Annotated in this window: 11 protein-coding genes; 2 read left to right on the forward strand and 9 right to left on the reverse strand. The window is 72.3% G+C overall.

Annotated elements, in window-relative coordinates; genetic code table 11:
* Positions 1-31: 31 nt before the first annotated feature.
* The 4 genes from thpD to ectA form a co-directional block, all read right to left on the reverse strand.
* Positions 32-931, reverse strand: coding sequence for an ectoine hydroxylase (gene thpD / locus ACZ53K_RS03715; protein ID WP_468831663.1), 900 nt, complete (start codon positions 929-931; stop codon positions 32-34).
* Positions 932-1,015: 84 nt separating this feature from the next.
* A complete protein-coding gene (locus ACZ53K_RS03720; protein ID WP_468831666.1) occupies positions 1,016-1,438 on the reverse strand; it encodes an ectoine synthase in 423 nt (140 codons plus the stop codon).
* Between the two features lie 57 nt (positions 1,439-1,495).
* Positions 1,496-2,764, reverse strand: a complete 1,269-nt coding sequence (gene ectB, locus ACZ53K_RS03725) for a diaminobutyrate--2-oxoglutarate transaminase (protein WP_468831669.1) — start codon at positions 2,762-2,764, stop codon at positions 1,496-1,498.
* 65 nt (positions 2,765-2,829) lie between these two features.
* The gene (ectA, locus tag ACZ53K_RS03730; protein ID WP_468831671.1) at positions 2,830-3,396 is read right to left on the reverse strand and encodes a diaminobutyrate acetyltransferase; all 567 of its coding nucleotides are present in this window, start codon (positions 3,394-3,396) and stop codon (positions 2,830-2,832) included.
* A gap of 463 nt (positions 3,397-3,859) precedes the next feature.
* Between ectA and ACZ53K_RS03735 the strand changes: the two genes are divergently transcribed.
* Positions 3,860-4,951 (forward strand): amidohydrolase family protein, encoded by a 1,092-nt coding sequence (locus tag ACZ53K_RS03735; protein WP_468831674.1) that lies wholly within the window; start codon positions 3,860-3,862, stop codon positions 4,949-4,951.
* A 303-nt stretch (positions 4,952-5,254) separates the two neighbouring features.
* Here the strand turns inward: ACZ53K_RS03735 and ACZ53K_RS03740 are convergent, their stop codons facing one another.
* From ACZ53K_RS03740 to ACZ53K_RS03750, 3 genes are all read right to left on the reverse strand, one after another.
* Complete coding sequence (locus ACZ53K_RS03740) at positions 5,255-6,235, reverse strand: bile acid:sodium symporter family protein (protein ID WP_468831678.1); 981 nt, start codon at positions 6,233-6,235, stop codon at positions 5,255-5,257.
* Positions 6,236-6,311: 76 nt separating this feature from the next.
* The gene (cobC, locus tag ACZ53K_RS03745) at positions 6,312-7,415 is read right to left on the reverse strand and encodes an Rv2231c family pyridoxal phosphate-dependent protein CobC (RefSeq protein WP_468831681.1); all 1,104 of its coding nucleotides are present in this window, start codon (positions 7,413-7,415) and stop codon (positions 6,312-6,314) included.
* A complete protein-coding gene (locus ACZ53K_RS03750) occupies positions 7,412-7,882 on the reverse strand; it encodes a cobalamin biosynthesis protein (RefSeq protein WP_468831684.1) in 471 nt (156 codons plus the stop codon). The genes cobC and ACZ53K_RS03750 overlap by 4 nt, the downstream gene beginning before the upstream one ends.
* Before the next feature lie 107 nt (positions 7,883-7,989).
* Here ACZ53K_RS03750 and ACZ53K_RS03755 point away from each other — a divergent pair, with 107 nt between their 5' ends.
* Entirely contained in the window at positions 7,990-8,715 is a 726-nt protein-coding gene (locus tag ACZ53K_RS03755; protein ID WP_468831687.1) for a ZIP family metal transporter, read from the forward strand.
* A 38-nt stretch (positions 8,716-8,753) separates the two neighbouring features.
* Here the strand turns inward: ACZ53K_RS03755 and ACZ53K_RS03760 are convergent, their stop codons facing one another.
* Entirely contained in the window at positions 8,754-9,398 is a 645-nt protein-coding gene (locus ACZ53K_RS03760) for a VOC family protein (RefSeq protein WP_468831690.1), read from the reverse strand.
* Positions 9,391-10,788, reverse strand: coding sequence for a cobyrinate a,c-diamide synthase (locus ACZ53K_RS03765; RefSeq protein ID WP_468831693.1), 1,398 nt, complete (start codon positions 10,786-10,788; stop codon positions 9,391-9,393). Before ACZ53K_RS03765 ends, ACZ53K_RS03760 begins: the two co-directional genes overlap by 8 nt.
* Positions 10,789-10,796 lie beyond the last annotated feature (8 nt).

Genomic DNA, 10,796 nt, shown 5'->3' on the forward strand with positions numbered 1-10,796 from the left:
GGTGCCCCGTCGGCACCGTACGGCGCGGGTGCTACTTCACGGGGGTGAAGTCACGTGCGCCGATGTACTCCGGGCGCGGGACCGGCGCCGCGAAGGGCTCCACCGCGGTGTTCTCCACGCTGTTGAACACGATGAAGACGTTGCTGCGCGGGTACGGCGTGATGTTGTCGCCGGAACCGTGCATGCAGTTGCAGTCGAACCAGGTGGCCGAACCGGCCTTGCCGGTGAACAGCTTGATGCCGTGCGCGTCGGCCAGCTTGGTCAGCGCCTCGTCCGAAGGCGTGCCCGCGTCCTGCATCTGCAGCGACTTCTTGTAGTTGTCCCGCGGGGTCTCGCCGGAGCACCCGAGGAAGTGCCGGTGCGAACCCGGCATGATCATCAGGCCGCCGTTGGTGTCGTGGTTCTCCGTCAGCGCGATCGAGACCGACACGGTCCGCATGTTCGGCAGGCCGTCCTCGGCGTGCCAGGTCTCGAAGTCGGAGTGCCAGTAGAACCCGGAGGCACCGAAGCCCGGCTTGACGTTGATCCTGGACTGGTGGACGTACACGTCCGAGCCGAGGATCTGACGGGCGCGTCCCACCACGCGCGGGTCGGAGACCAGCTTGGCGAACACCTCGCTGATCTTGTGCACCTCGAAGACGGACCGGATCTCCTGGGATTTCGGCTCGACGATGGAGCGGTCGTCCGCCCGCATCGCCGGGTCGTTGACCAGCCGGTCCAGTTCGGCGCGGTACACCGCGACCTCTTCCGCCGTCAGCAGCTCCCCGATGGCGAAGAAACCGTCGCGTTCGAAGTCGCTCAGCTCGGCCGGCTGGAAGGGCCCCTCCGTGCCGGGCTGCGACCACACCACCGGGTCCTGTCGCGGGGTCATCACCTCGGTGGTCCCCCGGGTCGGGTACAGGTCGGCGGTGCGCTCGGGTGCGGTGGTCATGGTGTTGCCTTCCTCTCCTCTCGTACGTGCTTTCCTTCTCGCGCCTTCCTCAGCTGCCGGACGGGGCAGGGGGTGCGCCGAGCGTCAGCCGTTCTGGGCCGACGGCTCGGGCTCGGGCTCGGTGAGCAGCGGGTACACGCCGTTCTCGTCGTGGTCCTCGCGGCCCGTCACCGGCGGGTTGAAGACACACACGCAGCGGAAGTCCTCCTTGATGCGCATGGTGTGCTTCTCGTGCCCGTCGAGCAGGTACATCGTGCCCGGGGTGATGGTGTGCTTCTCACCGGTCTCGTCGTTGGTGAGCTCGGCCTCGCCCTCCACGCACAGCACGGCCTCGATGTGGTTGGCGTACCACATCGACGTCTCGGTGCCCGCGTACAGCGTGGTCTCGTGCAGCGAGAAGCCGACGCGCTCCTTGGCGAGCACGATGCGCTTGCTCTCCCACGTGCCCGACTTGGCCTTGACGTGGCGGTCGGTGCCTTCGATGTCCTTGAAGGATCGGACGATCACGGTGTTCTCGTACCTTTCTGTGGTGCGGACAAGGAGTGGTGCGGTTGCGGGGTGCGCTCAGGCGCAGTCGCGGACCGCGCGGGCGAGGATGCGAAGCCCCTCGTCCAGCTCCTCGGGGGTGGTCGTCAGCGCCGGCAGCAGCTTGACGACCTCACTCTCCGGGCCGGAGGTCTCGATGAGCAGACCCAGCTCGAAGGCGCGCTTGGCGATCTTGTTGGCGAGCGGCTTGTCGGAGCACTCCAGGCCCCAGACCATGCCGCGGCCGCGGTACTCGGCGATGGAGGCGGGGTGCTCCTCGACGATGGCGCGCAGGTGCGACTCGATGATCTCGCCGCGGGCCAGCGTCTGCTTCTCCATCTGCCCGTCGGCCCAGTACGTGTCCAGGGCCGCGGCGGCGGTGACGAAGGCCGGGTTGTTGCCGCGGAAGGTGCCGTTGTGCTCGCCCGGCTCCCAGATGTCCAGCTCCGGCTTGAACAGGGTGAGCGCGAGCGGCAGGCCGTAGCCGCTGATGGACTTCGAGACGGTGACGATGTCCGGCACGATGCCCGCCTCCTCGAAGGAGAAGAACGCGCCGGTGCGGCCGCAGCCCATCTGGATGTCGTCGACGATCAGCAGCATGTCGCGGCGCTTGCACAGGTCGGACAGCGCGCGCAGCCACTCGGCGCGGGCCACGTTGATGCCGCCCTCGCCCTGGACCGTCTCGACGATCACGGCGGCCGGGGTGTTCAGGCCGGAGCCGCTGTCCTCCAGCAGGCGCTCGAACCAGAGGAAGTCCGGGTAGGTGCCGTCGAGGTAGTGGTCGAACGGCATCGGGGTGCCGTGCACGAGCGGGATGCCGGCACCGGCGCGCTTGAAGGCGTTGCCGGTGACCGCGAGGGCGCCCAGCGACATGCCGTGGAAGGCGTTGGTGAACGAGACGATCGACTCGCGGCCCTTGACCTTACGGGCCAGCTTGAGCGCGGCCTCCACGGCGTTGGCGCCCGTCGGGCCCGGGAACATGACCTTGTACGGCAGGTCGCGGGGGCGCAGGATGGTGTTCTGGAACGTCTCCAGGAACGCGCGCTTGGCCGTGGTGGACATGTCCAGGCCGTGGGTGACGCCGTCGCGCTCGATGTAGTCGATCAGGGCGCGTTTGAGTACGGGGTTGTTGTGCCCGTAGTTCAGCGACCCGGCGCCGGCGAAGAAGTCGAGGTAGGTGTGCCCGTCCTCGTCGTACATGTGGCTGCCCTGGGCCCGGTCGAAGATGGTGGGCCAACCGCGGCAGTAGCTGCGTACCTCGGACTCCACGGTCTCGAAGACGCTCAGGTCGGGCTGGGTGATGGTCACAACATGCTCCTGGGAGATGAGTGGCGTGAGCGGGGAGAAGTCTGCGGGGGCTGCGAAGGGGTCGGTCAGGGGCGGTGCCCGGCAGGGGGACCGAGCGGGCCGATGCGGTGGAGCACCTCGGCGTCGTGCCCCTGCTCCGGGAAGTGCCCGGCGTCGAGGAGCACCTCGCGCGTCAGGGGCGCCCCGTGGCGCTCGGCGAACGAGGCGAAGAGACGGTTGGACGCCGCGTTGTCCTCGGTGATCGTGGTCTCGATGCGACACACGCCCTGCTCCGCGGCGGCCCGGGCGACCAGGCCGTCCAGGAGGGCGGCGGCCAGCCCGCGGCCACGGTGCGTCTCGTCGACGGCGACCTGCCAGACGAAGAGCGTGTCCGGGGACTCGGGGCGGAGGTAGCCGGTGATGAAGGCGGCCGGCTCGCCCTCGCCGTCGCGGGCGACGGCGGAGGTGGCGGCGAAGTCGCGACACCACAGCAGGTAGCTGTAGGAGGAGTTCAGGTCCAGTGCCTTGGAGTCGCGGGCGATGCGCCAGATCGCGGCTCCGTCCTCCACTCGCGGTGTGTCGAGCTTGAAACCCTCCGGCATTTCTCTGATGTCGCTTCGGGCACCTGCATGGTCTGCTTGTGCGGCGGTCATGCGAATTCAATTTACCCAGGGAAAAAGGAAAATGCATCGCGAGGAGGGGTTACGTGGAGCGGGGCTCCTGTGTTAACGCGCGGGGGCGCACGAGCGCGCGAATCGACTGCGCGATGTACGGGTTTGCCCGGAAAATAGGGGGCGAAGCGGACGGGTTGTGGGGTCGGTCACAGCTCCGTAACGTCCTGGTGACCGGATGGAATTACCTGCTCGGGCGCTAGCGAAATCTTGGCGTTTGAGCTGCGAAAAAGCGGGCAGAAGAATACGGGAAGCTGCGCACTGAAGAATTGGGAATTCGCCGGTAAAAGGTGTACCGCAAGAAAAGCCCGGGTGTCCACGGTGTTCCCGTGAAGGAAATCACCGTCCGAGACGCCGGGGACGCCGCCGAACACGGCCGCGGCCCCCGGCCCGGCGCCCTCGGGCCCCGTGCCGCCCGGCACACCACGCGTCATACAGTGCCGCCATGAGTGAGAGCGTGGTGCTGCACATCAAGGGGAGGGTCCTGGCCGGGCCGGACGACGTGCGCGACGAACTCTGGGTCGTCGACGGCCGGGTCACCTACGAACGCCCGACGGGCGCGCGGGAGGTGACGACCATTCAGGGCTGGACGCTGCCCGGCCTGGTCGACGCCCACTGCCACGTCGGGCTCGACGCCCACGGGCCGGTCGACGAGACGACCAGCGAGAAACAGGCGCTGACCGAACGGGAGGCGGGCACCCTGCTGCTCAGGGACGCCGGGTCACCGTCCGACACCCGCTGGATCGACGACCGTGAAGACCTGCCGCGGATCATCAGGGCGGGCCGCCACATCGCCCGTACCCGCCGCTACATCCGCAACTACGCCCACGAGGTCGAACCCGAGGACCTGGTCGCGTACGTCGCGCGGGAAGCCCGGCGCGGCGACGGCTGGGTCAAGCTGGTCGGCGACTGGATCGACCGCGAAACCGGCGACCTGTCGGCCTGCTGGCCGCGCGGCGCCGTCGAGGCGGCCATCGCCGAGGCACACCGCCTCGGGGCCCGGGTGACAGCCCACTGCTTCGCCGAGGAAACCCTCGCCCCGCTGGTCGAAGCGGGCATCGACTGCATCGAACACGCCACCGGCCTCACCGAGGACACCATCCCGCTGTTCGCCGAGCGCGGCGTCGCGATCGTCCCCACCCTCGTCAACATCGCGACCTTCCCGAACCTGGCGGCCGGTGGTGAGAAGAAGTTCCCCGCCTGGGCGAGCCACATGAGGAGCCTGCACGAGCGCCGCTACGACACCGTACGCGCGGCGTACGACGCCGGCGTGCCCATCTTCGCCGGCACCGACGCGGGCGGCTCCCTCGCGCACGGCCTGATCGCGCAGGAAGTCGCCGAACTGACCAAGGCGGGAATCCCCCCGGTCGACGCGCTCGCCGCCACGACGTGGGGCGCGCGGCAGTGGCTGGGGCGGCCGGGACTGGAGGAGGGCGCCCCGGCGGACCTCGTCGTCTACGAGGGGGATCCGCGCACCGACGTACGGGTGCTGGCGGCGCCGCGGCGGGTGGTGTTGCGGGGGCGGGTGGTGGGATGACCCGCTTGCGGGCCGGTTTTCCGGTCTGCGGTGGGGCGGGCCCGGGCCCTGCAGACTTCGTCCTCCGGTCCCGCACCCTCCCGTACGCGTCAGGCTGGCACGTGCGTGGGTGGAGGGACGTCTGCCCCCACCGGCGGTCGGTCGCTGTACGGCGGAAGGGGGCGGGCCGTAGGACGGAGTCTGGAGGACCGGTCCCGTGCTCAGGTGCGGGGCGGCGGTACCCGGCACGGGCAGCCAGTCGGCCACGGCGGTCGGCCCGGCACCGGCCGTCGAAACTTCTCGATATGGCCGTGGGGCGACCGGTCACCGTTCGCGTCGTGTGCCGCGTGCCATCCACGCGGCCACCAGCGCGCCCGAGATGTTGTGCCATACGGAGAAGACGGCCGCCGGGAGCGCCGCCGCCGGGCTGAAGTGGGCGGTGGCCAGGGAGGCCGCCAGGCCGGAGTTCTGCATGCCGACCTCGAAGGCCATGGCCCGGCCGGCCGGCTTGCCCAGGCGGGCCAGTCGGCCTGCCGCGTAGCCGAGGGCCAGGCCCAGGCCGTTGTGCAGGACGACCGCGAGGACGACCAGCGCCGCCGCGTCCTTGATGCGGGAGGCGCTGCCGGACACCACGACCAGCACGATCGCCGCGATCGTCACGGCGGACAGCCACGGCAGCGCGCGCAGCGCCCGGTCGGCCCAGCGGCCCGCGACGAGGCGGACCAGCAGTCCGCCGAGTACCGGCAGCAGCACCGTTTTGAGGATGTCGGTCACCATGTCCCCGGCGTTCACGTCGAGGAACTGCCCGGCGAGGAGGAGGGTCAGCGGTGGGGTGATCAGGGGGGCGAGGACGGTGGAGACGGTGGCGACCGAGACGGACAGGGCGACGTCGCCGCGGGCGAGGTAGGTCACGACGTTGGAGGCGGTGCCGCTGGGTGCGCAGCCGACGAGGATGACGCCGGCCGCGAGCTGCGGCGGCAGGTGCAGGGCGGTGGCGATCAGCCAGCCCAGGCCGGGCATGATCACGTAGTGGGCGACCAGGCCCAGGCCCACCGCCCAGGGCCGTTTGGCGACCGCCGCGAAGTCCGGCGGCGTCAGCGTCAGTCCCATCGAGAACATCACCACGCCGAGCAGCCACGGCACCGCGGGTGCCCAGCCGGTGAACGGTGCGGGCCACAGCAGCCCGACCGCGCCGGCCGCGATCACCAGGAGGGGGAAGACGGTGACGGCCCGCCGCGCCGCCCGGTCGGAGGCGGGCAGGTCACCGGTGGGGGCGGGGCGCTGGCTGAGCTGTTCGGTCGGCACGGCGGCACCTTAGCGCCGGGCTGCGTGTACGGGACAACGGGTTTCGGATGGTGGACGCCGGCGGGGGCCGCCGCGGTCAGTCGGTCAAGGCTTTCTCCAGCGCCTCCGCGAAGCGGTCCGTCGTCGCCCGGTCCCGTACCGCCAGCCGCAGCCACTCCGGGCCCAGCCCCGGAAACGTGTCGCCGCGCCGTACGGCGAAGCCGAGTGTCCGCAGCCGGGTGCGGACGGCTGCCGCGTCGGGCAGCCGGATCAGGACGAAGGGACCCTCGGCCGGTGCCATGGCGTGTACCCGCCGGCCGTCGGGCCCTCGGACGGCTGCCAGTCGGGCCAGCAGGTGGTCCCGGTCCGCGGCGATCTGCCGGGCCGCTTCCGCCGCCTCCGCCAGCGCCGCGGGCTCGCAGCACGCTTCGGCCGCGGCGAGGGCCGGCGCCGAGACCGGCCACAGCGGCTGGGCCCGTTCCAGGTCCGTGATGTTTTCCGGGGCGGCCAGTACGTAGCCGATGCGGAGGCCCGCCAGGCCCCACGTCTTGGTGAGGCTGCGTAGTACGACGAGTCCGGGTAGGTCCGTACGGGATGCCAGCGACGCGTGTTCGCCGGGGACCGCGTCCATGAACGCCTCGTCCACGACCAGGGTGCGGCCGGGGCGTGCCAGCCGGGCGATCTCCTCGGCGGGGTGCAGGACGGAGGTGGGGTTGGTGGGGTTGCCGATGATGACGAGGTCGGCTTCGTCGGGGACGGCGTCCGTGGTCAGGCGGAAGCCGTTCCGTTCGGTGAGCAGGGTGCGTTCCACCTGGTGCCCGGCGTCGCGCAGGGCTGCTTCCGGCTCGGTGAACTGCGGGTGCACGACGAGCGGCCGACGAGCCCGTACGGCCCGGGCGATCAGTACGAACGCTTCCGCCGCGCCCGCCGTCAGCAGCACCCGCTCCGGCGGGAGTCCGTGCCGTGCCGCCGCCGCCCGGCGCGCCGGACCACCGTCGGGGTACGCGGCGAGCCCGTCCAGCGAGGCGGCTATGCGTGCCTTGAGCCAGGCGGGCGGCGTACCGGCGCGTACGTTGACGGCGAGATCGGTGAGCCCGGCGTCCGCGCCGCGTACTTCGGCGTCCCCGTGGTGGCGCAGGTCCGGTTCGTGCGGGTGGGGGCCGGGTATGCCGCTGGGGGCGGCGGACGGCGGGGTGGTCACGACGTCTCCTTGGTGCGGGGGTGGTGTGGTGTGCGGCCGTGTGCCACGGCGCAGGTGGCCCGGGCCTCCGGTGCGGACTTGCGTTTGCCGATGAGGAGCCGGGCCGCGTCATCGGCGGGGCCGTTGTGCGGGCCGGGCACGTTGTCCGTGGCGAGGCCGGCCGCCCCGGCCAGCGCGGCGGCCTCCGCGACGCTCGGCGTGCCGGTGGCGGCCAGTGGTGCCGCGGACGGATGCGGTACGGGTACGGCGGCCAGCACCGCGGCCGGGTACGCGAGCAGTGGCACGCCGAGCCGGTCGGCCGTGGCGGCCAGTCCCGGTTCCGTCGCTTTGGTGTCCACGGTCGCGAGCGCGGTGACCGCTTCCGGTGCCAGGCCCGCGGCCGCGACGGTGTCGAGGACCAGCGCCAGTACCTCGGCGGCCGGGACGCCCCGGCGGGCGCCGACGCCGACGACGACCGGTGCGTTCACCGTGCCCGTCCCGCGTGCCGGACGGCCGTGCGCTGGACATGCGGGATGCGCGGCCGGTCAGTAAGCAGGAGTGAGGGGTGCCGGAACCCCGGGGAAGGGGTGAGACCGTGCCGGTGGTCATCGCGCTGGGCGCGTTCCTGATGACCCTGGTCGGCGGCTGGGTCGCCCACCGGGTCACCGACCGCCGGCATCTGGTCCTGGGGCTGGCCGGCGGCCTGATGCTGGGCGTGGTCGGCCTGGATCTGCTGCCGGAGGCGCTGGAGGCGGCGGGTGCGGAGGTGTTCGGTGTTCCGGGCGCGTTGCTCTGCTTCGTGCTGGGTTTCCTGACCGCGCACGCGGTGGAGCGGCTGCTGGCGGTCCGCAAGGCGGCCCACGGCATGGACCCGGAGGAACGGGTGCCGCAGGTCGGCCTGACGGCCGCCGCCGCGATGGTGGTGCACAGTTTCATGGACGGCTTCGCGATCGGCCTGGCCTACCAGGTGGGCCGGGAGATGGCGGTGGCCGTGGCGCTCGCCGTCATCGCCCATGACTTCGCGGACGGCTTCAACACGTACACGATCACCAGCCTGTACGGGAACGCCCGCAACCGGGCGCTGACCATGCTCGGCGCGGACGCGCTGGCCCCGCTGGCCGGTGCCGCCTCGACGCTGCTGTTCACCCTTCCGGAGGAATGGCTCGGGATTTACCTGGGCTTCTTCGGCGGCGTCCTGCTGTACCTGGCGACCTCGGACATTCTCCCGGAGGCCCATCACGACCATCCCGCGCTGTCCACCCTGCTGTGCACGGTGGCGGGTGTGGGGTTCATCTGGCTGGTGGTCGGCCTCGCGGGGTGAACCGGTGTGCCGTGGGTGTACGGCGCCGGGACGGGCGGTCACGGCGCGCCGGCTCCCACGCCGACGGAGACCGGCCCGTTGCGGCCGTCCAGCACGGCCGACAGCCCCGGTTCGTCTCCCGCCTGGACGGTGAGCGTGGCGCCCAGGGCGGCCAGTTCGGCGCGGATCGTCGACGGGTCGGGGTGGGTGCCGGAGAGCGAGCGCAGCGGTACGACCGGCAGCTCCTGCGCGGTCGCCGGGTGCGGCGTGTCACCCCAGTCCAGCAGGAACGGCACCAGCCCGCCGCCGGTACGCGGCGGCGTCAGCGTCCAGGAAAGGGCCCCGCCGTCCGGTGTGCGGCGGGACATCGCCACCGGCTCGCCCGGGTCGTACCCCAGGGCGCGGGCCCGTGCGACGTGCCCGGCGATGCCGTGCACCCGGACCGCCCAGTGGGCCAGCCGGGGGCCGCGCAGCGCGTCGATGCCGAACCAGCGCGGCGCCTCGGGCGCCGGCTGTGCGGGGTCCGGGCCGATGATCTCCAGATAGGCGCCGTCGCCGAGGCCCAGCAGGGCGTTGCGGGTGCCGCGGCCCGGGTGGCCGCCGCCCGGCACCGGCCGGACGCCGGTCAGCGCGGCGACCTCGGCAGCGGTGCCTTCCAGGTCGGGTGTGGCGAGCACCAGGTGGTCCAGTACGACGTCAGCCACAGTGGGCCTCCAGCGGCGGGCGGACAGCGGCGTTGGCGGCCAGCCGGCGGGCCAGCGACGGTTCCGCCGCCCAGTGGACGTGCAGATACGAGGCGTGCACCCCGTCCTGTACGTGGCCCTCCACCCGGCGCGCGGGATGGGTCATGCCCCAGGCGGGGGACGCGCCCGCGCCCGGTTCCAGCACCGTACGGTGGAACTCGTGGCCGCGCACCCGGGTACCCGCCACGGCAAGGGCGTTGTCGGCCAGCGCCACCGCCTCCCGGTAGCCCAGCGTGAGCCGCTCCGACATCCGCGCGTCGGCGGGCAGCACCCCGCACATCGGCTTGTCGTCCAGGGACCGGGACAGGTACAGCAGCCCCGCGCACTCGGCGACGACCGGCGCGCCGGAGGCCGCCAGCGCGACCACGGCCCGGCGCAGCGGCTCGTTGGCCGACAGCTCGGCCGCGTACATCTCGGGGAAGCCGCCGCCGATCACCAGCGCCTGCGTCCCGGACGGCAGCCGCTCGTCGCGCAGCGGGTCGAAGACGGCGACCTCGGCCCCGGCGGCTGTCAGGAGTTCGGCGTGTTCGGCGTACGAGAACGTGAACGCGGCGCCGCCCGCGACGGCGACCACGGGCTTGCCGGGGACGGTGGAAGCACCGCCGGCCCCCTGGGCGATGGCGTGTGCCGGGTCCCAGGCCGTGCCGGGCAGCTCCGGCGCGCTGTGCGCGAGCGCCAGCAGCGCCTTGAGGTCGCAGCCCTCCCGTACCTGGGCGGCCTGGGCCCGTACGGACTCCACCGCGTCGGCCTGCCGTTCGGCGACCGGGATCAGGCCCAGGTGCCGCGACGGGGTCTGCACCTGCGGCGCCCGGCGGAGCGCACCGAGGACCGGGACGCCCACCTCGTCCAGGGCCGCGCGCAGCAGTTCCTCGTGCCGGTCCGAGCCGACCTTGTTCAGGATCACCCCGGCCAGCCGCACCCCGGGGTCCCAGGACGCGAAGCCGTGTACCAGCGCCGCCACCGAACGGGATTGCGCCGAGGCGTCCACGACCAGCACCACCGGGGCCCGCAGCAGCTTGGCTACCTGTGCGGTGGAGGCCAGTTCGCCGAGGCCGGAGGCGCCGTCGTAGAGCCCCATCACGCCTTCGACGACCGCCAGGTCGGCACCGGCCGAGCCGTGCAGGAACAGCGGCTCGACCTGGTCGGGCCCGCACAGGTACGCGTCCAGGTTGCGGCCCGGCCGGCCCGTCGCCAGGGCGTGGTAGCCCGGGTCGATGTAGTCCGGCCCGACCTTGTGCGCGGAGACCGTGAGCCCGGCCTCGGTGAAGGCCGCCATCAGGCCGGTGGCGACGGTCGTCTTGCCGCTGCCCGAGGCGGGCGCGGCGATGACGAGCCGGGGGATGGTGCTCACGGTCCGGT

The sequence above is a fragment of the Streptomyces sp. NPDC033221 genome, assembly GCF_055577005.1.